The sequence below is a fragment of the Salsipaludibacter albus genome (assembly GCF_019798055.1).
In the GTDB taxonomy this organism is placed as follows: domain Bacteria; phylum Actinomycetota; class Nitriliruptoria; order Nitriliruptorales; family Nitriliruptoraceae; genus Salsipaludibacter; species Salsipaludibacter albus.
In genome coordinates this window covers 169,164-189,503 of sequence record NZ_JAHOPH010000005.1, presented here as the reverse complement: position 1 = coordinate 189,503, position 20,340 = coordinate 169,164, and the positions used below count along the sequence as shown (strand labels likewise).

19 protein-coding genes and 1 tRNA gene are annotated in these 20,340 nt (G+C 71.9%); 8 read left to right on the top strand and 12 right to left on the bottom strand.

The genetic code is table 11. The features are described 5' to 3' along the window. Window positions 1–239: 239 nt before the first annotated feature. Window positions 240–1,271: a class II fructose-bisphosphate aldolase gene (gene fbaA, locus KR546_RS05060; protein ID WP_238443614.1), complete on the top strand. Its 1,032-nt coding sequence runs from the start codon at window positions 240–242 to the stop codon at window positions 1,269–1,271. 78 nt (window positions 1,272–1,349) lie between these two features. On the opposite strand, the gene KR546_RS05055 is transcribed toward fbaA, so the two are convergent. From KR546_RS05055 to KR546_RS05040, 4 genes are all read right to left on the bottom strand, one after another. Then, on the bottom strand, window positions 1,350–1,643 hold the full coding sequence (locus KR546_RS05055; RefSeq protein WP_238443613.1) for a MazG nucleotide pyrophosphohydrolase domain-containing protein: 294 nt from the start codon (window positions 1,641–1,643) through the stop codon (window positions 1,350–1,352). A 95-nt stretch (window positions 1,644–1,738) separates the two neighbouring features. Continuing rightward, window positions 1,739–1,813, bottom strand: a tRNA-Pro gene (locus KR546_RS05050). 163 nt (window positions 1,814–1,976) lie between these two features. Beyond that, complete coding sequence (locus tag KR546_RS05045) at window positions 1,977–2,894, bottom strand: metallophosphoesterase (protein WP_238443612.1); 918 nt, start codon at window positions 2,892–2,894, stop codon at window positions 1,977–1,979. Continuing rightward, entirely contained in the window at window positions 2,895–5,747 is a 2,853-nt protein-coding gene (locus KR546_RS05040) for a transglycosylase domain-containing protein (RefSeq protein WP_238443611.1), read from the bottom strand. It abuts the gene before it with no gap. A 171-nt stretch (window positions 5,748–5,918) separates the two neighbouring features. Between KR546_RS05040 and KR546_RS19005 the strand changes: the two genes are divergently transcribed. Further along, window positions 5,919–6,287, top strand: a complete 369-nt coding sequence (locus KR546_RS19005; RefSeq protein WP_338019096.1) for a WhiB family transcriptional regulator — start codon at window positions 5,919–5,921, stop codon at window positions 6,285–6,287. 25 nt (window positions 6,288–6,312) lie between these two features. Here KR546_RS19005 and KR546_RS05030 read toward each other — a convergent pair whose 3' ends face one another. The 3 genes from KR546_RS05030 to KR546_RS05020 form a co-directional block, all read right to left on the bottom strand. After that, the gene (locus KR546_RS05030; RefSeq protein WP_238443610.1) at window positions 6,313–7,005 is read right to left on the bottom strand and encodes a T3SS (YopN, CesT) and YbjN peptide-binding chaperone 1; all 693 of its coding nucleotides are present in this window, start codon (window positions 7,003–7,005) and stop codon (window positions 6,313–6,315) included. A gap of 61 nt (window positions 7,006–7,066) precedes the next feature. Then, window positions 7,067–8,236, bottom strand: coding sequence for an ArsA family ATPase (locus tag KR546_RS05025; protein ID WP_238443609.1), 1,170 nt, complete (start codon window positions 8,234–8,236; stop codon window positions 7,067–7,069). Further along, entirely contained in the window at window positions 8,233–9,276 is a 1,044-nt protein-coding gene (locus KR546_RS05020) for an ArsA-related P-loop ATPase (protein ID WP_238443608.1), read from the bottom strand. The genes KR546_RS05025 and KR546_RS05020 overlap by 4 nt, the downstream gene beginning before the upstream one ends. 133 nt (window positions 9,277–9,409) lie before the next feature. On the opposite strand from KR546_RS05020, the gene KR546_RS05015 reads away from it, so the two are divergent. The 5 genes from KR546_RS05015 (at window position 9,410) to KR546_RS04995 (ending at window position 13,318) form a co-directional block, all read left to right on the top strand. Next, window positions 9,410–10,801 (top strand): NfeD family protein, encoded by a 1,392-nt coding sequence (locus tag KR546_RS05015; RefSeq protein ID WP_238443607.1) that lies wholly within the window; start codon window positions 9,410–9,412, stop codon window positions 10,799–10,801. A gap of 99 nt (window positions 10,802–10,900) precedes the next feature. Continuing rightward, window positions 10,901–11,053, top strand: a complete 153-nt coding sequence (locus KR546_RS05010) for a DUF4177 domain-containing protein (RefSeq protein WP_238443606.1) — start codon at window positions 10,901–10,903, stop codon at window positions 11,051–11,053. Continuing rightward, on the top strand, window positions 11,053–11,517 hold the full coding sequence (locus KR546_RS05005) for a RidA family protein (protein ID WP_238443605.1): 465 nt from the start codon (window positions 11,053–11,055) through the stop codon (window positions 11,515–11,517). The genes KR546_RS05010 and KR546_RS05005 overlap by 1 nt, the downstream gene beginning before the upstream one ends. Then, complete coding sequence (locus KR546_RS05000; protein WP_238443604.1) at window positions 11,514–12,341, top strand: NUDIX hydrolase; 828 nt, start codon at window positions 11,514–11,516, stop codon at window positions 12,339–12,341. Before KR546_RS05005 ends, KR546_RS05000 begins: the two co-directional genes overlap by 4 nt. 89 nt (window positions 12,342–12,430) lie before the next feature. Next, entirely contained in the window at window positions 12,431–13,318 is an 888-nt protein-coding gene (locus KR546_RS04995; protein ID WP_238443603.1) for an MBL fold metallo-hydrolase, read from the top strand. Between the two features lie 50 nt (window positions 13,319–13,368). On the opposite strand, the gene KR546_RS04990 is transcribed toward KR546_RS04995, so the two are convergent. After that, entirely contained in the window at window positions 13,369–13,731 is a 363-nt protein-coding gene (locus KR546_RS04990; protein ID WP_238443602.1) for a hypothetical protein, read from the bottom strand. Window positions 13,732–14,168: 437 nt separating this feature from the next. Here KR546_RS04990 and KR546_RS04985 point away from each other — a divergent pair, with 437 nt between their 5' ends. Next, a complete protein-coding gene (locus KR546_RS04985) occupies window positions 14,169–15,728 on the top strand; it encodes a phosphoenolpyruvate carboxykinase (ATP) (protein WP_238443601.1) in 1,560 nt (519 codons plus the stop codon). 106 nt (window positions 15,729–15,834) lie between these two features. Here KR546_RS04985 and KR546_RS04980 read toward each other — a convergent pair whose 3' ends face one another. From KR546_RS04980 to KR546_RS04965, 4 genes are read right to left on the bottom strand one after another with little or no spacing between them, the layout of a single operon-like run. Next, the gene (locus tag KR546_RS04980; protein ID WP_238443600.1) at window positions 15,835–17,739 is read right to left on the bottom strand and encodes a nitrite/sulfite reductase; all 1,905 of its coding nucleotides are present in this window, start codon (window positions 17,737–17,739) and stop codon (window positions 15,835–15,837) included. Next, window positions 17,736–18,638, bottom strand: coding sequence for a uroporphyrinogen-III C-methyltransferase (gene cobA / locus KR546_RS04975; protein ID WP_238443599.1), 903 nt, complete (start codon window positions 18,636–18,638; stop codon window positions 17,736–17,738). Before cobA ends, KR546_RS04980 begins: the two co-directional genes overlap by 4 nt. Beyond that, on the bottom strand, window positions 18,635–19,426 hold the full coding sequence (locus KR546_RS04970; protein WP_238443598.1) for a precorrin-2 dehydrogenase/sirohydrochlorin ferrochelatase family protein: 792 nt from the start codon (window positions 19,424–19,426) through the stop codon (window positions 18,635–18,637). The genes cobA and KR546_RS04970 overlap by 4 nt, the downstream gene beginning before the upstream one ends. Beyond that, window positions 19,423–20,283: a phosphoadenylyl-sulfate reductase gene (locus KR546_RS04965; protein WP_238443597.1), complete on the bottom strand. Its 861-nt coding sequence runs from the start codon at window positions 20,281–20,283 to the stop codon at window positions 19,423–19,425. The genes KR546_RS04970 and KR546_RS04965 overlap by 4 nt, the downstream gene beginning before the upstream one ends. Between the last annotated feature and the right edge of the window lie 57 nt (window positions 20,284–20,340).

Sequence of the window (20,340 nt, the reverse complement as noted above, 5' to 3'; positions counted from 1 at the left end):
CGTACGGGGGGTGGGGGGATCATCGAGCGGTGTGGCACGCCACGAGGGGGCGAACACCTGTTGCTCGTTCTGACAGGGACACGGTGCAGCCTATGCAACGTCGTCGCCCTCCACGCGGATCCGCACGGTCAGTGCACACGGTGCATCCGGAGCCCAGCCCGGCCGGTCGCACACGTCGCGGGCGGGTCACCTAGCATCGATGGCGAGCCCTCCGACGCCCCACGAACAGGCCTGAGACCATGCCGATCGCGACCCCCGAGACCTACCGCGCCATGCTCGACGCCGCCCAGGCGGGCCACCACGCGCTGCCGGCGATCAACGTGACGTCCAGTTCCACCCTCAACGCGGCCCTGCAGGGGTTCGCCGAGGCCGAGTCGGACGGGATCATCCAGATCTCCACCGGCGGTGCCGAGTTCTTCTCCGGCATGGCCACCAAGCAGATGCCGGTCGGAGCCCGCGCGATGGCCGAGTCGGCCTACGTGCTGGCAGCCGAGCACAACGTCAACATCGCCCTGCACACCGACCACTGCCAGCCCGACAAGGTCGACTCCTTCATCCGGCCGCTCCTGGCGATGTCACGCGAGCGCAAGGCAGACGGCCTGCCGCCGCTGTTCCAGAGCCACATGCTGGACGCCTCGTCGATCCCGCTGGAGGACAACCTCGCCCTGGCGAGCGACCTGCTCGACGAGTGCGCCGACGTGGACGTCGTCCTCGAGATCGAGATCGGCATCGTCGGTGGCGTCGAGGACACGATGGACCACGAGGACATCGACAAGGACAAGCTCTACACGAGCCCCGAGGACATGGTCCGGACCTCCGAGGTGCTGGGCACGTTCGATCGCGGTCGCTACCTGCTGGCCGCCGTGTTCGGCAACGTGCACGGGGTCTACAAGCCAGGGTCGGTGGAGCTGCGCCCGACCATCCTGCGTGACGGCCAGGCGGCCGTCGAGGAGGCGCATGGTGCCGACGCGCGCCACTTCCTGGTGTTCCATGGTGGGTCCGGCTCGACGCTGGAGGAGATCCACGAGACCCTGGACTACGGCGTCATCAAGATGAACATCGACACCGACTGCCAGTACGCCTACAGCCGCCCGGTGGCGGGCCACATGTTCGCCAACTACGACGGCGTGCTCAAGGTCGACGGCGAGGTCGGCGACAAGAAGGTCTACGACCCGCGGACCTGGTCCAAGAAGGCCGAGCGGGGCATGGCCGACCGTGTCATCGCCGCCTGCGAGATGCTCAAGTCCACCGGCACGACGCTGGGCGTGTGACGACGGGCTGCCGTCCTGCTGGAGCGGGTGCACATCGGTGCGGTTCCCGCACCGGATCGCACCCGCTCGGTCCGTGAGTCAGTCGACCGAGCGGACGCAGCTGCAGGGGCTGTCGCCGCACCGAGGGCAGCCGTCGCCGTAGCGCGCGGCGGCCTCGACCATGTCGACACCGCACTGGTCGGCGAGGGTGACCAGCCACGCGAGCACGTCGCCGAACTCGTGGACCCGCTCGGCATGTCCCTGGCGCCGGATAGCCCGGGACAGCTCACCCACCTCCTCGACGAACCAGCCGAAATTGGCGTCCACGCCCCGGGCCGCGTCGCGCTCGCCGTAGGTCTGTCGGATGGTCGACTGGAAGTCCGCGAGGTCCATGGTCGGGGCTCCTGTGTCCGTCGTCGGACGGCCCTCGTGGCTCACCCGTGACATGCCGCGAGGCGCGCCCGTGACGGACGCGCCTCGCGATGGTGTCGGGATGGGCGGATTCGAACCGCCGACCTCCTCGTCCCGAACGAGGCGCGCTAACCAAGCTGCGCTACATCCCGTGGGTGCCCTCGTCGGGAACGTGGTGCGAGAGCACGCGCCAGCGTAGCGACGGCGCAGAAGCCACGCGAACGCGCGTGGGGCCGTGGCACCGGCCCCGCAGGCTCGTCGCCGTGGTGCCCCGGAAGGGCCTCACGCCGTGCCCCACCCGGCAGCGACGGGTGGTCAGGGGAGCAGCGTCAGGACGGTGGCCTCGGGCCGACACGCGAACCGCACCGGGGCGAACTTCGAGGTGCCCAGTCCGGCCGACACGTGCAGCGGGACGTCACGGTGCTCGGACAGCCCACGCGCCTTGGCCAGCGGCAGGTCGCAGTTGGCCACGAGTGCCCCCACTCCGGGCAGGCGCACCTGGCCACCGTGGGTGTGGCCCGCGAGCAGCAGGTCGGCGCCGGCGTCGACCAGCAGGTCCAGCGCGTCGAGGTAGGGCGAGTGCACCAGGCCGAGGTGGAACACCGGTGCGGACACGTCCGGCCGGATCGCGGCCGGCGACGGCAGCTCGGTGCCGGGCACGTGGAGGTCGTCCAGCGCCGACACGGCGATCGTCCCGGCCGCGGTCGCGATCGAGCCCGCCTCGTTGCGCAGCGTCGTGTAGCCCTGGCGGGCCAGCCCGGTCACGAGCGCCTCGGTGTCCAGTCGTGGCCCGCCGGGCTCACCGGTCGTGGGGCCGCGGAAGTAGCCGAACGGGTTCCGCGGCCGGGGTCCGAAGAAGTCGTTGGAGCCCAGGACGACGACGCCCGGCGTCCCGCTGGCGGTCAGCGGTGCGAGGGCACCGACGACCTCGTCCTCCATCCCGGTGTCGCCCAACAGGTCCCCCGAGACCACGACCAGGTCGACGTCCTCGTCGGCCAGGCGTGCCAGCATGTCGACCATGGTCGGGTGCACCGGCGACAGGTGCAGGTCGGACAGGTGCAGCACGCGCAACGGGGGCGATCCCGGGGCCGTGACCCCGGTCACGTGCACGTGCCGCAGGCTGTACCAGTGCGCCTCGAGCAGTCCGTAGACCAGCAGCGCACCCCCCACCGAGGTGGTGATGGCGGCGGTGCGACCCAGGCGTCGGGTCGTGGGCGGTGTGGTGGTGGTCACTCAGTCGCCCTCGGGGTCCGGGGTGGTCTTCTTGGGCTTGGGCGTCTTCGTCGCCTTGGGCTTGGGCGTGGCGGTCGCCGGCGGCTCGGTCGGCTCCGTCGAGGTCGGCGCCGGCTCGGTCGAGGTGGGCTCGGGCTCCGGCTCGGGTTCCGGTTCGGGCTCCGGCTCCGGCGGGGCGACGTAGACGCCGACCTGGATGTTGACCTGGCTGCCCGGCTGGAGTCGCGCGCCACCGGACGGCTGCTGCTGGAGCACCAGTCCGTTGCTCGTCGGGTTGGTCACGTCGGCGGAGAACTCGCCGACCGCGTAGCCCGCACGGCGCAGGATCTCGCGGGCCTCGGCGGCCGAGCGCCCGACGACGTCGGGGATGCGCGGGTAGTCGCCGTCGCCGTCCGAGACCTCCGCCGTGACGAAGTTGCCGACGTCGACGTCGGTGCCGGCCTCCGGCGTCTGGCCGACGATCGTGCCCTCGGGACGCCAGTCGGTGACGGTCTCGGTCCGCAGCTGCAGCCCGGCCTCCTCGACCAGGTCCGTGGCCGCGTCGACCGTCCCGGCCGCCACCAGGTCGGGCATGGTCGTGGTCGGGATCGGCGGCGGTTCCGGGAAACCCTCCGGCTCGAACGGCTCCATGACCTGCGCCATGTAGGAACCCCACATCGGCGCCGGGATGGTCCCGCCGGCCACGGACTCGTAGTCGCGGCCCCCGATCCGGACGTTCTCCATCACCTTGAGCTCGGGTGGGCACTGTCGGTCGGGCAGGTCGTTGTCGTCGCCGTCGTGGCTGGACGGGCAGGCCTCGACCGCGTCGGCGATGGTCTCGAAGTAGCGCCCGCCGTTGGCGTAGCCCATCCACGCCGCACTGGCGTAGCGGGAGGTGAAGCCCAGGAACCAGGCGTCTCGCGACGAGTTGGTCGTCCCGGTCTTGCCCCGGACCGGGTGGTCACCGAGGTCGTCGCCGACGACCGGGGCGGTGCCCTCGTCACTGACGGGGCCGGCCATCACGTCCACGACCCGGTCGGCCACGGTCTGGTCGAGCACCTGCTCGCAGTCGGTGCTGTGCTCGTAGAGGACCTCGCCGTCCCGGTCCTCGATCTTCTCGATGACGTAGGGGGCGCAGTACTCGCCACGGTTGGCCAGGGTCGAGTACGCGGCGGCCATCTCCAGGGGGGTGGCGTCGTAGCCACCCAGCCCGACGGCGCAGGCGAGGTTCGCCATGCCGCCCAGCGCCGGGTTGCGCTCCAGCTCCTTGGCCCACTCGTGCAGCCCGAGCCGCTCGGCCATCTCGCCCACGACCGGCGGCGTGACCAGGCCGGTGAGGCGGGCGTGGTAGACGTTCACCGAGCTCTGCAGCCCCGTGTACATGTTGCGCAGGCCGCCCTTGGACGAGTTCGCCGGGGTGTAGAAGCCGGTCTCGTCCTCCTTGTCCGGGCACTCCTCGATCGGCTCGCCGCCCTGGGTCTCGGCATCGTCGGAGTCCAGGGTGAAGCCCGGCGAGTAGCCATTCTCGATCGCGGCCGCCTGCACGAACGGCTTGAACGACGAGCCGGGCTGGCGGGCCGTCCCGCCGCCGTTGGGGACCAGCGGGTTGACCTGGGTCTTGTCGCACAGCAGCTCGCCGTCGTCGGTGACCCCGGCGAAGTCGTCGTCGGACGGGTCACCGGGGTTGCCGAGGCAGCTGCCCCACTCGTAGGGGCCCAGTGCCATCGTGCGGATCGCGCCCGAACCCGGCTCGAGCGTCAGCAGGCCGGCCATGGGCTCGGTGGCGATCTCGGCGCGCGTGGGGTCGTCGTCGGTGAGGTAGGAGTCGATCGTCTCGCCGGCGGTGGCCTGCAGTTTCGGATCCAGGGTGGTGGTGATCCGCAGGCCGCCCTGGAACACCCGGGTGGTGCGCTCGTCGGCGTCGCCACCCAGCAGCTGCAGCAACTGGACCTGTTCGGGGCCGAGGGTCTCCGCCGTGGACTGGTCGGTCAGCAGCTCGGTGACCCAATTGGTCCAGAACGGGTTGGTCGCCTCGGGGGTGGTGGACGGATCCGTCTCGAGCGGGTCCTCGCGGGCGAGGTCACGCTGCTGGTCGGAGATGAAGCCCTGTTCGGCCATCTGGCCCAGGACGATGTCGCGGCGGGCCTCGGCGTTGTCGGGGTTGTTGAGCGGGTCGTTGGCGCCGGGTGCACGGATGACGCCGGCCAGGGTGGCGGCCTCGCCCACCGTCAGGTCGGCGAGGTCCTTGGAGAAGTAGCGGTCCGCTGCCGTCGACACGCCCCAGGCGCCGGACCCGAAGTAGGCCGTGTTGAGGTAGGCGGTGAGGATCTCCTCCTTGGACATCTGCTTCTCGAGTTGCACCGCCCAGGTCGCCTCCTGGATCTTGCGGTCCAGGGTCTGCACCGTCGCGTCGTCGGACTGGTAGGAGTACGCGATCTTGATGTACTGCTGGGTGATGGTCGACCCGCCACCCACGATCTCGCCCGCGGCGACGTTGGACACCGCCGAGCGGACGATCGCCTCGGTGTTGACCCCGTTGTGGTTCCAGAACTCGGCGTCCTCGGTCGCGACGACGGCGTCGACCATGACGTCGGGGATGTCGTCGAAGGTGACCGGCTCGCGGTTCTCGCGGAAGTTGATCTCGTCGAGCAGGCTGCCGTCACTGGCGTAGATGAACGAGTTCTCGGGCGGATCGGTCAGCTCGGGGAGTGGCGCGACGTCCAGGAACGTGTCGGTGACGGTCTCGACGCTGTCGGATGCGAAGGTCAGCCCGGGCAGCGCCAACGACGACAGCAGCAGCGCCGTCGCCACGATGATGGCGACGATCAGGACGAGGCGCTCGATGATCGCGCGCGTGCGACTGGCTGCCGTCATGGATGCGGAGTCTTCGGATCGTCGGAGAAGTCGTCCACAGGCTACCGCCGTGCCACGTGTCGCCCGTGACAGGGACGGTGGTCGAAGGGGGTCATGTGGCGCCATCGAAGGTGATCGAAACCACGTGGAGATACGCAGAAGTCTTCTGGTGAGTGCTGCCAATGGCTCGAAATGACCATGCGTGGGAACCGGGGTGCCCCTAGCGTCGGGAGCAGGCCGACATCGTCGTCGGCCACCGACCGCCCAGCGTGGAGCTGCCGCCGGGGGCGTTCGACGACCACGGCAGCACCGTCTGCGAGAGGGCGACCGTTGGAATCATGGGCTGATGCTGCACGCTGCCGTGGAATGGACCCTGAGGCCTTCTTCGGACGAAACCTCACCGAGGCGAAGGACGCGATCAAGACCTGCGAACGTTGTGAAGTGCGCACCGCCTGCCTCGAGTACGCGATCGAGGAGGGGATCGAGATCGGTGTGTGGGGTGGATTGACGGAGCGGCAGCGCCGAGCCCACGTCCGACGATTGGCCGCCCGCTCCGCCTAGGCGTGCCCGTCGGACACGGAGAGTTCTACAGGTAGCCGGTGACGTTGACGGTGTCCTCCGTCGGGGGGGTGGTGGAGTCCTGGACGTCGGCGGGGGCGTCGCCGAAGGTGCGGCCCCCGAACCGGTCGCCGATCTCGTCGTCGATGGTCGCTGCCGTCCGCGCGACCGACGCCACCGCCGCCTGCAGCTCCGGGGCGTCCAGGGCGGTGCCCAGCAGGGTGTGGCGCAGCCACACGGCCCGGTTGTCGGTGTCGTAGGACAACGTGCCGAAGCCCAGCCGATGGTTGGTCGTGGCCAGGAAGCTGCCCAGCTCGGCCGACAGGTCCAGGTCGATGTTGGTCACCGAGTACACGCCCACGTGGGGACCCATGGGACCCATGCCGATCGTGACGAAGACCCGCGCTCCGTCGTGCAGGAAGCTGAAGTTGCCGAACGGGTCGACCTGGTAGGTCCCCAGCATGGTCCGCAGCAGGGCGCCCACGTGTTCACGCAGGTCCTCGGGGTCGACGAAGATCCCCGTGCGTCGCGGTGGTCGCACGCCCGCACCCCCCGGGGCGACGGCCACGGGGGAGTTGCGACCCGGCTCGTCGGCCGGACCTTCGCCCTCGGCGGCAACGTCCGCGGCGTCCGGGACGCCGGTGCCATCCGTGGCCGGTTCCTCGGCGGCGGGTGCGTCCGCCTCGGGCGGGTCGACGGGTCCGGGCGGTGGGCGGTCCATTGGATCCTCCGGGGATCGTGACGGTCGAGGGGGCGAGGCTTCGGGGCCGGTGTGGTCGTGCTCAGTCGGGCACTGGGCCGGTGAGGTCGGTCGCGATCGCCTCGAGGCCGGGCAGGTCGTGGATCTCGCCCGACCGTCGCCCCACGTGCACGACCAAGGGGACACTCCGGTTGACCAGGGCGGCGGCCACGTCGCGCGCCTCCCGGGCTGCGATGGTGCGCAGGTCGGCCGCCAGGCGCAACCCGGCGGCGGTCGCCCCCGTCACCGCCTGGGGGCCATTCGCGTCCCGGTCGCTGCGCTCGAGCAGGTCGGCGGCCCGCCGGAGCTCGGCGGGGTCGTGACCGACCGGCGCACCGTGCAGCCGGTTGACGACGACCCCGGCCAGGTGCAGGCCCTCCTGCTCGAGGCGGTCCACGAAGAACCGTGCCTCGCGCAGTGGGGGCGGCTGGGGGGAGGTGACCACGACGAACCTCGACTCGGGACGACGCAACAGGGCCAGCACCTCCTCGGCCCGCTGCTTGAACCCGTCGTACATGCCGTCGAAGGCACGGAAGAAGTCGGCGATGTCGTCCAGCACGCCCATCCCGGTGACCTTGCCCGCCACCTTCATGAACGCGGTCGCCCCGAAGTTCACGGCGCGCAGGTAGCCGCGGCCGGCCGACATCGCCGGCTGCAGGAGCAACCGCAGGAGACGACCCTCCAGGAACGACGTCATCCGGGCCGGTGCGTCGAGGAAGTCCAGCGCACTGCGCGTCGGCGGCGTGTCGACCACGATCAGGTCCCAGGTCCCCCGGTCGTGGAGCTCGTGGAGCTTCTCCATCGCCATGTACTCCTGCGTGCCCGACAGGGAGGCAGACAGGGTCTGGTAGATCCGGTTGTCCTTGATGGCCGCCGCCCGGTCGGGCGTGGCCGCGTGGCGATCGACCAGGTCGTCGAACGTCGACTGCATGTCCAGCATCATGGCGTCGAGGCGCCCGGGCGCGTCCAGGGGCACCGGCTGGGGCTCCGTGGCCAGCCCTTCCAGGCCCAGGGCCTGCGCCAGTCGTCGGGCGGGATCGATCGTGATCACCAGGGCGTGTCGTCCACGGAACGCCGCCGCGAGCGCCAGGGCGGCGGCCGTGGTGGTCTTGCCGACCCCGCCGGCACCCGTGGTGAGCAGGACGTGGGCGTCGTCGACGGCCGCCGCCAGTCCACCGTGGCCGATCCCCTCGTCGGGCGTCGACGCGCTCATCGCCCGCCCTCCGACGAGTCGGGCTCGGCCACGATGCCGGCGACGTCGAGTCCGGTCGGGCCGTCGGCGCCCACCTGGCGGGCGATGGTGTCGGCCAGCACGTGCAGGGCGTCCACGTCGAAGGTGTCGGCGGCCAGGTCCGGCAGGACCAGAAGGTCGCGGCCGGTCCCGGCCTGCAGACGCGTGGCCAGCCGTCGCTGGCGCGCCACGGTCACGCGATGGTCCGAGACCATCGTCGTCAGCCCGGCGAGGTCGTGGTCGTCCAGGTCCAGGCCGACGCCGGCCGCGACGTCACGGACCGGGGCGGGATCCCCGCACAAGACCTCGGCCTGCTCGGCTGTCACCGCCGGCACGACCACCTGGTTGGCCACCACCGGCCCGGTCGCGACGCCGGCTGCGGCCATGGCGACGATGCCCTCGGCTGCCTCGGTGACGGGCATCTCCTCGAGCAGTGTCACCACCAGCGCGCGGCAGCGGGACGGGTCGGTCAGCATCGCCTCGATCTGCCCGGACTGCCGACGAATCGGTCCCATCCGCACGATCTCGGTCACCGCCGACGGGGATTGCAGGAACGGGACGATCCGGCCGGTCGGCGGTGCGTCGACGATGATCGTGTCGAACAGCCGGCGACCGTCCGCGCGGCGGCGAGCCTCGATCTCGTAGACCTTGCCGATCAGCAGCAGGTCGCGCAGGCCGGGCGCGGCCGTGGTGACGAAGTCCAGTGCATGGGAACGCTCCATCATCCACTGGACACGACGCAGGCCGTAGAACAGTTCGAGGTACTCGTAGACGGCCTCTGCCGGGTCGAGGGACACGCCCCACAGCCCCGGGCGGAACTCCCGTTCCTGGTAGTCCCAGGCGGTCGTCGCGAACGCCCGGGAGAGCGTGTCGCGGCCCTCGACCTCCACCAGGAGCGTGTCGCGACCGGAGTCCGCGGCGGCGAGCCCGAGCGCGGCCGCGGTGGTGGTCTTCCCGACCCCACCCTTGCCCGTCACCAGCAGGACGTTGGTCCCGAACAGGTCGTCGTGGCCCTCGATCACGCCGGATGCCGGCGTGGTCCGTGGTGCGGGCGGGCGACGGCCGGCATGGGTCCCTCCGGGATCGACCGGCCAGCGTACGGCGCCATCCGGTCGGGGACCGGCTCGCGACACCGACGTCGATACCCTCCGCGACATGTCCATTCCTGCCCGTTGGGGCCCGTCCCGACCCGCCACGCGACCGCGGTCCGTCCTGTTCGCAGGCCTCGCCCTGGTGCTGGTCGCGCTGGCCACGCTGGTGGTTCGCCCGGCCGTCGCGACCGAGTCCGACGCCGTCGACGACACCCCGGCAGGATCGGTCGTCGAGGTGCTGCCCGTGACCGGCCTGCTGGACCCGCCGGTGGGCTCCACGATCACCCGGCTGCTGGACCAGGCGGACGCCGATGGCGCGGAGCTGGTCGTGCTGCAGGTGTCCGGTCCGGGCGGCGTGTCGATCGACACGCTCGGCCTGGTCGACGCCGTGCGTGACGCCGACGTCCCCGTCGCCGTGCTGGTCGCGCCCCAGGCGGGCGTCGAGGCGACGGCGGCCGGTGCCTGGGCAGCCCTGTGGGCGGCGGCCGACGTCCGCGCCGTGTCGGAGGTCGGCGTGGTCGGACCGGTCCAGCCCGTCGACCTGTCCCAGCCCCCGTCCGAGGCGGTCGACGACCGCGTGGCGGAGCTGCTCGGGCCCGAGGGCCAGGCGCTGCTCGACACGGCGATGACCGCCGAGCAGCTCGAGGCCGACGGCCTCACCGACGTGGTCGCGCCCGACGTGGCCACCCTGCTCGGCGACCTCGACGGGTTCGACGTCGGCGATGGTCGCACGCTGTCGCTGTCCCAGGACGACGTCCAGGTCCGACTCCACTCGCTGGGCCTGGTGTCACGGATGCTGCACGCGGCGGCGACGCCGGCCTTCATCTACCTCCTGCTGGTCGTGGGTCTGAGCCTGCTCGCCTTCGAGCTGTTCCAGCCGGGCTTCGGCGTGGCCGGCGTGGCTGGCCTCGTCATGCTCCCGTTCGCGATCTTCGGGCTGACCGTGCTCCCCGTGGCCTGGTGGGCGCTGGCGCTGGTGCTGGTCGGGCTGGGCCTGTTCGCGTTGGACACCGCGCTGGCCGGTCTTGGCCTGACCACGCTCGCCGCGACGGCCAGCTTCGGGGTGGGATCGTGGTTCCTGTTCGGGACCGGGGACCTGCGCAACCCGGGCTGGGTGGCGGTGGCCACGACCGTGCTCGCGGTCGGGTTCTGGGTCGTGGCGATGACCACGATCCTGCGTGCCCAGGCCGGGCCCGAGGGCGTCGAACTCGGCGACCTCGTCGGCCGACCCGGGATCGTGCGCAGCATCCTCAACCCCGAGGGCCACGTCTACATCGACGAGGCGCTCTGGCGCGCGCGGCTGGACGGGTCCGCCAAGCTGCGGGTGGGCAGTCCCGTCCGGGTCGCGGGAGTCGACGGGGCCGTGCTGGTCGTCGAGCCGTTCGACCCCGAGGCTCCGTCGCGCCCGCCTGCCGCCACTGCCTCCGGACCCGCCGACGCCGACCCGCCGGCCTGAACCTGTCCGACCCACGCGAGACCCTGCCTGCCGCCACGATCGCCCCCCGTCCGCACACCCCGTCCGCCTTCCGTCCGCCCGCCGTCAGCGAGGACCGCCATGACCACCTGGGAATACGCCACCGCACCACTGATCAGCCACGCGCTGCAGCAGATCCTCAACCAATGGGGATCGCAGGGCTGGGAACTGGTCCAGGTCGTGGACAACGTCGCCTACTTCAAGCGTCCCGTCACCGCCGGGGGGGACGACTGATGGGTGCCGCGGAGCGACTGGCCGAGCTCGGCGAGACCCTGCCCGAGGTGCCCGCTCCCGCGGCCGCCTACGTGCCCGTGGCGATGGCCGGTGGACTGGTCATGACCGCGGGCCAGCTGCCCCTGGTGGACGGGTCGCTGCCGTTGACGGGCCGGGTCGGTGACCAGGTCGAGCTGGACGAGGCCCAGGACCTCGCCCGGCGCGCGGCCCTCAACGTCCTCGCCGTGGCGGCCAGCGTGGCCGACGGCGACCTCGACCGGGTCCGGATCGTCAAGCTCACGGTGTTCGTGGCCTCGGCGCCGGACTTCGTCGAGCAGCACCTGGTCGCCAACGGTGCGAGCAACCTGCTGGGTGACGTGCTCGGCGACAACGGCGTGCACGCCCGCTCGGCCGTCGGGGTCGCGGCGCTGCCGCTGGGTGCTCCCGTGGAGATCGAGGCCGTCGTCGAGGTGCTCGACGCGTGACCGGCCCGACCGACGGTCCCGCGAGCACGCGGACGGCCACGCCGGCTGCCACCGTGGTCGTGGTGCGCGACCACGTCGACGGACTCCAGGTGCTCCTCCAGGAGCGCGCGCTGGCCAGCGACTTCGTGGGTGGCGCCTGGGTCTTCCCGGGTGGCAAGGTCGACCCGCGCGACGCGGAGGTCGCGTCGGAGCGTCTCGGGCCCGTGGACCTGTCGGCCGTGCATGCCCGGCTCGGCGCGGCGACGCCGGGGGAGACCCGCGCACTGCTGGTCGCCGCCGTCCGCGAGACCTTCGAGGAGGCCGGGCTGCTGCTGGGCACGACGCACGGGCGGCCCGTGACGTCGGACGACCTCGCGGCCGACGACGTCCGCGCGACACGGCAGGCCTTGGCCGACCGCGCGAGCGACCACGACTGGCGTCCGTTCCTGGACGAGCGTGACGTCGTCCTGGACGTGGGGGCGCTGCGTCCGCTGGCCTGGTGGATCACCCCCCACGGACTCCATCGGCGGTTCAGCACCCGGTTCTTCGTCACGGGGCTGCCGGTGGAGCAGGACCCGGCGGGCCACGACGACGTCGAGATGACCGGAACCGTCTGGGAGACCCCGGCGGCCGCCCTGGACGCGGCCCGACGCGGCGACCGGATGGTGATCTTCCCGACCCGTCGTGTGCTGGAATCCCTCGAGGAGCTGCCCGACGTGGCCGCCGTGCTCGACCACGCCGACCACGACCGGTTCGACCTGCGGCCGATCCTGCCGCTGGATCGCAGCCGCGGCTGCGAGCTGCTCGTGCAGCACCCCGACGGCGGACCACCGGTCGACGTGTAGCCGTCCCCAGCCACGCCGACACGGCCGGTTCGCTCCTCACGCCGAGTCGAGGCCGACCACCCGACCGTCCACCGACCAGCGAGGCCGACATGACCGGCGACCCCGTCCCGGACACGCCCCCGACCGATCCCCGACTGGACTGGCGGTTGCCCGGCCCGGGCACGATGCCACGCGTGGCCAGGCTCGACGAGGTCACGACCCGGGTCCTGGCCGACAACCCGTCGCCGATGACGCTGGACGGCACCAACACCCACGTCGTCGTGCCACCCGGTTCGGGCGTGGCCCTGGTGGTCGACCCGGGTCCTGACGACCCCGACCACCTCGCCGCGGTCGAGCAGGTCCTGTCCGACGACGACGCGCGACCCGTCGTGGTCGTGGCGACCCATCGACACGTCGACCACGCGGCCGCGGCGAGCGCATGGGCCCAGCGGTGGGGCTGCCCGGTCCGGGCCGCGGACCCCGAGGTGGCCCACGACGGCAAGACCCTCGCGGACGGGCACCGGATCGACCTGCCGGGCCTGCGGATCGACGTGATCGCCACCCCCGGCCACACCAGTGACCACCTCGCGCTGCGACTGGGCACCGGTGCGCTGCTGACCGGCGACCACGTGCTCGGCCGGGGCACGACCGTGGTCAGCCACCCGGACGGGAACCTGTCCGCCTACCTGGCGAGCCTCCGGCGGGTGCTCGCGACCCGCGCCAACGCGCTCTACCCGGGACACGGCCCGGTCCTGCGCGACGACCCCGACGCCGTGGTGCGGTACTACCTCGCTCACCGTGAGCACCGCCTGGACCAGGTGCTCGCGGTGCTCGCGGACGGCGCCACGACGGTCGACGAGATCGTCGGCGTCGTGTACGCCGACCACGACCGGGCGGTGTGGCCGGCGGCCGCAGCCTCGACTCGCGCCGCACTCGACCTGCTGGCCGAACGCGGCGTGGTCGTGCTCGACGGCGACCGGGTGCGACGGGTCGCCTGAACCGTCCGGCCAAGCGTCCCGACCCAGCTGCTCCGGGCCCCTGCGGCGGGCTAGCTGCCCTGGGAGATCCCGGACGCCCGCAGCACCTTCGCGGGGACGTCGAGCTCACGCCACGCGGCGTAGGAGATGCCCTTGCGATCGGAGTAGTCGGCAGCGACCTCGACGAAGGCGGCCTGGAGGTCTTCGAGGCTGTCCTGGTCACGCAGTTCGTCCAGCAGGGCCTCGTCGTCCATGCGTTGCTGGACGAGTTCCAGTCGCCGCTGCGGGCTGGATTCCGTCTCGATCTCGTCGCGGGTCTTCGCGATGCGACGCTCGAGCTTGTCCTCGGTCAGCTTCGGACCACGCTTCTTGCCGCGGTCGAGTGCATCGAGGTAGTTGCGGACGGCACGTGCCTGGCGTCGGCCGCGTGCCATCGCATCCTTGTGTTCCTTGGACATTGCTGCCATTTTTGCCCCCCCGGGCTGCGCTATTCGATGTATTTCGGGAAGCCTATTGCGGCGAGACTGTGGATGCAACCGCGGAGGGTCGCACTTGTGGGTGAATTCGTCGGGATTCCGGTCGAATAGGGGCCGTTCGGCCGGGGATCCGGGTGCCGCACGGCCGTCTCGTGTTCGGCGTGTCGGAGAGTAATCTGGCGACAGGCAATGGCGCCTGGCGCGGATGATCGGTCACTGGCGACCCCATCCGCAGCCCGTTGGGCGGCCGGTCAATGGCGATCGCGTCGTTCGCCGCTCCTCCCGGGGCGGATCGCTCGTCCTGACCGGACGAGCACGGGCAGCTGTACCCATCCGGCACACAACGGCGTGTGTCGTCGCCGCACACAAGGGCGTGTGCACACAGGAGGCAACCCGTGACCTTTCAACTCCCACCTGCTCGTTCGGTGGCGGTGAACCCGAGTCAGGAGCAGTTGCGCTCCTGGGTGCTCGAGGAGATGCCGCACGTCACCGAGACCGAGTTCGGCAACCTCAACTACCGGGCGACCGTGAAGGCCCGGCAGGCGCCGTCGACCTTCTTCGTGTCCGACGTCGACACCGGCAAGCCGACGATGCCGGTCGCCGAGGCCGCCCGCTGGGCAGCCCTGCAGGACGCCCACGTCGCGGAGCAGGACATGGTCCTGGTCCAGGGCCACATCGGACCGGACCCCGCGTTCCGCACGGGCGTGCAGCTCTACATGGACCGGCGCAACGCCAACATCCCGGCCATGCAACAGCAGCTGTACTTCCCACCCGGTGACGACTTCACCCCCGACTTCACCGTCATCTACACGCCCCATCTCGTCCCCGAGGGGATGCCCAACGAGTGCCTGATCCTGGTCGACCTCGACACCTGGGTCACGCGGGTCTTCGGCTCGGACTACTTCGGCGAGTCCAAGATGGGTGGCCTGCGGATGTGGAACAAGCTGGTGCACGACCGTGGGGGCCTGGCGATGCACTCCGGCGCCAAGACCTTCCCGGCCGCGTCCACCCCGGACGGCGTCGAGAAGCTGGCGTTGATCATCGGGTTGTCCGGCACGGGCAAGACCACGACGACCTTCCGCAACGTGATGGGGTCGCTGCCGGTGCAGGACGACTTCATCGCCCTGATGCCCGGCGGCACCGTGCACGCCTCCGAGAACGGCTGCTTCGCCAAGACGTTCGGGCTCGACCCGGACGACGAGCCCACCATCCACGGGGGCGCCACCTCCCCCCGGGCCTGGCTGGAGTCCACCGCCGTGGACCCCGAGACCGGCCGGATCGACTTCTTCGACGATTCCTGGACCGCCAATGGACGTTGCACCTTCGAGCTGGACATGATCCGCCACCGCGAGCCGCGCGACCTCCCGAAGGCGCACTACCTGTTCATCCTCAACCGCAACAACGACATCATCCCGGCGGTCGCCAAGCTGCCCCCGGAACAGGCGGCGCGCTACTTCATGCTGGGCGAGACCCGTGGCACGTCCGCCGGGGGCGCCGCCGAGGCCGGCAAGAAGCTGCGGGTGCCGGGCACGAACCCCTTCTGGTTCGAGGAGGACTCGTCGCAGGGCAACCGCCTGCTGGAGCTGCTCGACACCATGGAGCTGGAGGTCTACCTGTTCAACACCGGCAGGGTCGGCGGCGACGACGACGTCGCCGGGTCGAAGAAGGTGCGGATCGCCCACTCCGCGGCGGTCCAGGAGGGCATCGTCGGCGGGACGATCGAGTGGGAGACGGATCCCGACTTCGGCTACCTGGTCGCGGCGTCGATCCCCGGGTTCGACGATCCCGAGCTGCTGCAGCCACGCCGGCTGTACGAGGCCCAGGGTCGCGCCGACGAGTACCGCGCCCTGGTCGCCACCCTGAAGGACCAGCGCGAGGACTACTTGGCGAACTTCGCCGACCTCGATCCCCGCATCACGCAGCGTGTCACCGTCCCCGGTGCCGCCGCCGCCTGACCCGTCGGCTCGGCCGGAGCAGTCCGTCGAGTGTGCGGATCGGGGACACCCGTGTCCTCGATCCGCACACTCGACCTGATCAGGCGTGTCCGCGCCTGACCGAAGGTCAGGCGCACTCGGACTCGCCGAGGATGACCGCGAAGCCGTCGTCCTTGCCCAGGTCGGTGTAGAACGTGGGGTCGTCGGCCTTGTCGGGCAGGTCCTTGAGGTCGGTGACGAGGTCGGCCACGATCTGCTTGCCACCGATGCGGTCGACGTACTGCCACAGCGCCTCGTCGTCCTGCCGGTTGGCCTTGTAGTCGGCGATGATCCGGCTGGCGGCGACCGGCGCGTTGCGTGCCGGCACGTTGGTCACGTACTTCCCGAACTTCGCACTGCCGTCCTCGACGTGGCCACCGAGCCAGATCCGGTAGGCCGGGGCCTCGTTGCCCTCGCTGTCGCGCTTGGCCATGCCCGAGAAGCCCAGGTCCCAGGCCTGGTGTTGGCCACACGAGTTCGGGCAGCCCGAGATGTTGATCTGGACCCCGTCCACGGTGTCGAGCCGGTCCGTGGCGAGCCGATCGGTGATCGCCCCACCAAGCCCGCGCGACGCGGTGATCGCGAGGTTGCAGGTCTCAGCGCCGGGGCAGGACACGACGTCGCCGGCCTTCTCGGCGAAGGGCTCGTCCAGCCCGTGGTGCGCCAGGATGGCCCACACGTTGGGCAGGGCGTCCGCCGGGACGTCACGGAACACGACGTTCTGGCGGATGGTCAGGCGCGCGTCGTCGAGGTCGTGGGTCTCCATCATCGCGGCGAGCGCCCGCAGCTGGGGCACCGTGAGGTCGCCCAACGGCGCCGAGGCGAACACGGCGAAGGCCCGTCCGTCACGCTGGCGGGTGACGTTGGTCGCCACCCACTGGCGGTAGCGGGCGGCCGCGTCACCGGCCGTGTTGAGGTGGTCGGGCAGGGCCCGGGGTGCGGAGGCGGCGTCGGCCTCGTCGACGTGGGGGTGCAGGGTGACCGTCGAGCGCAGTCCGGTGGCCAGGACCTCCTCGCGGCGGGCCTTGACGCGGGCCAGGAACTCCTCGCGGCCGAGCTTCTTGACCAGGAACTTCATCCGTGCCCGGACCCGCTTCTCGCGTTCACCGAGCAGGTCGAACAGGTCGAGGACGGCCACCGCCGTGGGCAGGAGCTGGTCGGCCGGGGTGAACTCCTCGAGCTCGACCGCCTCGTGGGGTGCCGAGCCCAGCCCGCCGCCCAGCACGATCCGGTAGCCCGGGGTGCCGTCGTCGGCGAGCGTCGGGCGGACCCCGATGTCGTGGATCCCGGTTGCGACGTCGTCGGTCGTCGTCGCGGCGAACGCGATTTTGAACTTGCGGGGGAGGGCCTGGTAGGACGGGTGGCGCAGCAGGTGGCGGATGGTCTCGGTCGCGACCGCCTGCAGGTCGATGACCTCGTCGGGGTGGACCCCGGCCAGCGGCGACATCGTGACGTTGCGCACCGAGTTGCCACATGCCTCGCGGGTGGTCAGCCCGGCGGCGGCCACCAGGCGCAGCACGTCGGTCACCTCGCTGCGGTGGACCCGGTGCACCTGGATGCACTGCCGGGTGGTGATGTGGGCGACGCCCGGTGGTGCGTGGCGCTCGACGAGGACCGCCATGGCGGCGAACTGGCGGGCGTCGAAGCGGCCGAGCGGGACCTTGATCCGGACCATGTGGGTGTCGGTCGACTGGCGGATCCCGTACATCCCGAAGTGCAGGCGTCGTGGCTTGAACTCGTCCTCGGACAGCCGGCCGGCGGCGACGTCGGCGATCGCCCGGTCGAGCTCGTCGATCTCGTCGAGGTCGCCCCAGCCGTCGGACGGGAGGTCGTCCGGGGTCAGCGTGGCGACGTCGAGGTCGCGTGGGAACAGGCGGTCGGCGACGGCGTCGACGTCCACGTCCGCGTCCGGGTGGGTCGACGTGGCGGGGAGCAGGCCGACGGCCGCCTCGGTCGTGTCGGTCGCGTCGGGGGAGGTCGCGGTGGCAGTCATGCGGGCACCTTCGGTGCGTCGACGGTCGTCGGGACGGGGGGAGCAGCGGGCGTGGTGGTGGTCCGCCGGGCCGGCTCGGCGGGCGGGCCGAGCAGGCGGCCGACGGCCGCCACGTCGCCGACCACGATCGTGGCCGGCGAGCCCATGCCGCTGCCGGCCAGGTCGTCGGGCAGGCTGGCCAGGGTCGTGTGCAGGACGCGTTGCCGGGGGGTCGTCGCCCACTGCACGACCGCGGCCGGCGTGGCGTCGTCCCGGCCGTGCTCACGCAGCCGGCTGCAGATCTCGGGGGCGTTGCGCACGCCCATCAGGAAGACCAACGTCCCGTGGAAGCGGGCCAGCGACTCCCAGTCGACCTGGCTGGTGGGCTTGGCGGGGTCCTCGTGGCCGGTGACGAACGCCACGCCGGTGGCGAGGCCCCGGTGCGTGACCGGGATGCCGGCTGCGGCCGGGCCCGCGACGGCCGAGGACACGCCCGAGACGACCTCGAACGGGACACCGGCCTCGCGGCAGGCGAGGGCTTCCTCGCCGCCCCGGCCGAACACGAACGGGTCGCCACCCTTGAGCCGGACCACCGCCTTGCCCTCGCGGGCGGCCTGGACCAGCAGGGTCGTGATCTCGTCCTGGGTCCAGGTGCGCTCGCGGCACGACCGGTCGGGGTTCTTGCCGACCCGGACGGCCTCGGCACCGGTCGGGAGCAGGTCGAGCAGGCGTGGGTCGGCCAGCCGGTCGTAGGCCACGAGGTCGGCCGAGCCCAGCAGGGCCGCACCACGCAGGGTCAGCAGGCCCGGATCGCCGGGGCCGGCACCGACCAGGTGCACCCAGCCCGGTCGGGCCCCGTCCAGGCCGAGCCGGGCGGCCAGGTCGAACGGGTCACGGCGGGGCGTGGTCTGGCGGGTCATGCGGCGTCCTGTCGTGTGGCTGCGTCGTCGGCCGGGTCGACCTCGCCCTTGGTCGGGCGGGGCCTCAGCTCGCCGTGGACGTCGTCGTCCCGGTCCGTCCCGGTCCTGTCCGGCACGGCGGCCGGGTCGGTCGTGGCGGGCGGCAGCAGGGTGGTGACGAGGTGGTCGACCACGCCGGCGCGGCCGCCCTCGCGGACCCGGCGTGCCAGGCCGTGCAGGTCCCAGACGGCGCACGACCACCTCCCGGCCCAGCGCTCGAACGAGACGGGACGACGACCTGCCCGGTCCCTGGCCTCGGCCGCGGCGTCGACGAGGTCGGCGTGCTCCGGGCCGTAGTGCACCTCGAGGTCCTCGCGGTAGCGGCGTGCCAGCGCGGGGGCGGATCCGCCGGTCGAGATGGCGATGCGCAGGTCGCCCCGGCGCACCAGGGCGGGCTGGGCGAAGTCGGTGTGGTCGAGGTCGTCGAGGACCGACGTGGTGACGTGGCGTCGTCGCGACTCGTCCCACAGGGCCGCCACATCGGTCCCGTCGTCCTCGCCGGTGGCGATCGCGATCGTGGTGTCCGCCAGGTCCCCGTCGCGGTAGTCCCGGTCGTGCCACGTGACCCGGTCGCCGGCGGCCTCGACGGCGACCCGGAGCTCGTCGGACGGGTCGGGCGTGACCAGCCGGACCCGGGCCCCCGCCGCGAGCAGGGCGTCGAGCCGATGGACGGCCTCGCGTCCGCCACCCACCAGGACGGCGGTGCGGTCGTGGAGCTCGAGGGCGACGACGTAGCCGAACTGGCTCATGACGCCGCGCCGTCCGTGCGCACCAGTCGGCCGTCGGAGTCGACGTGGATGCCGCACTCGGTCCGGTCGCTGTCGGCCCAGCGTCCGGCGCGGGCGTCCTCGTCGGGCGCGGTCGGACGCGTGCACGGCCAGCAGCCGATCGAGCGGTAGCCCTTCGCCTCCAACGGATGTGCCGGCAGGTCGTGGGTCCGTCGGTAGTCCGCGACGTCGCCGGGCGTCCAGGTCGCCAGCGGCGCCACCTTGACCAGGGTCCGGTCGCCCTTCACGGTCGTGCTGAGCAGCGGCACGTCGGCCCGGCTCGCGGTCTGGCCCCGGCGGACGCCGGTCGCCCAGCCGTCGACGGCGGCGAGGGCGGCGGTCAGCGGGAGGTCCTTGCGGAGCATGCAGCAGGTGTCGGGGTCGGTGGACGACAGCCGGGAGGCGAACAGGCGGCGCTGGTCCTCGACCGTCAACGACGGGGTCACCGAGATGACGTCCAACCCGAACTGTTCGGCCAGTCGGTCGCGGTGGGCGAGCGTCTCCGGGAAGTGCAGGCCGGTGTCGAGGAAGATGACGGGCGTGTCGGGGGCGTGGCGTGACAGCAGGTGGAGCAGCACGGCCGAGTCCACCCCGAACGAGGAGGTGGCGGCGAACCGCGGGATGGTGCCGGCCGCCCAGCGGAGCACGTCGGCTGCGTCGGCGCCGCGAGCGACCAGCCGGTCGTTGGCGTCCTGGACCCGACGATGGAGGCCATCGAGCGCCCCGGCGTGGCGGGCCCGTCGACCCACCGCGGCCAGCCCCGGGTCGGGCGTGGCACCGGCGCCGTCGAGGACGTCGTCGACGCCCCGGGTCACCGAGCGGAGGGTGCTGGCCTGCACGGGGGGAGCTCCTGGTCATGGCGAGGACGCGGCGGTTGCCGCTCGTCCACGGCCATG

Excerpts from the sequence above, each read along its gene's own strand:
- fbaA (WP_238443614.1), top strand. The coding sequence starts at position 240 with ATGCCGATCGCGACCCCCGAGACCTACCGCGCCATGCTCGACGCCGCC.
- KR546_RS05055 (WP_238443613.1), bottom strand. The coding sequence starts at position 1,643 with ATGGACCTCGCGGACTTCCAGTCGACCATCCGACAGACCTACGGCGAG.
- KR546_RS05040 (WP_238443611.1), bottom strand. The coding sequence starts at position 5,747 with ATGACGGCAGCCAGTCGCACGCGCGCGATCATCGAGCGCCTCGTCCTG.
- KR546_RS19005 (WP_338019096.1), top strand. The coding sequence starts at position 5,919 with ATGACCATGCGTGGGAACCGGGGTGCCCCTAGCGTCGGGAGCAGGCCG.
- KR546_RS05030 (WP_238443610.1), bottom strand. The coding sequence starts at position 7,005 with ATGGACCGCCCACCGCCCGGACCCGTCGACCCGCCCGAGGCGGACGCA.
- KR546_RS05025 (WP_238443609.1), bottom strand. The coding sequence starts at position 8,236 with ATGAGCGCGTCGACGCCCGACGAGGGGATCGGCCACGGTGGACTGGCG.
- KR546_RS05015 (WP_238443607.1), top strand. The coding sequence starts at position 9,410 with ATGTCCATTCCTGCCCGTTGGGGCCCGTCCCGACCCGCCACGCGACCG.
- KR546_RS05010 (WP_238443606.1), top strand. The coding sequence starts at position 10,901 with ATGACCACCTGGGAATACGCCACCGCACCACTGATCAGCCACGCGCTG.
- KR546_RS05005 (WP_238443605.1), top strand. The coding sequence starts at position 11,053 with ATGGGTGCCGCGGAGCGACTGGCCGAGCTCGGCGAGACCCTGCCCGAG.
- KR546_RS04995 (WP_238443603.1), top strand. The coding sequence starts at position 12,431 with ATGACCGGCGACCCCGTCCCGGACACGCCCCCGACCGATCCCCGACTG.
- KR546_RS04990 (WP_238443602.1), bottom strand. The coding sequence starts at position 13,731 with ATGGCACGCGGCCGACGCCAGGCACGTGCCGTCCGCAACTACCTCGAT.
- KR546_RS04980 (WP_238443600.1), bottom strand. The coding sequence starts at position 17,739 with ATGACTGCCACCGCGACCTCCCCCGACGCGACCGACACGACCGAGGCG.
- cobA (WP_238443599.1), bottom strand. The coding sequence starts at position 18,638 with ATGACCCGCCAGACCACGCCCCGCCGTGACCCGTTCGACCTGGCCGCC.
- KR546_RS04970 (WP_238443598.1), bottom strand. The coding sequence starts at position 19,426 with ATGAGCCAGTTCGGCTACGTCGTCGCCCTCGAGCTCCACGACCGCACC.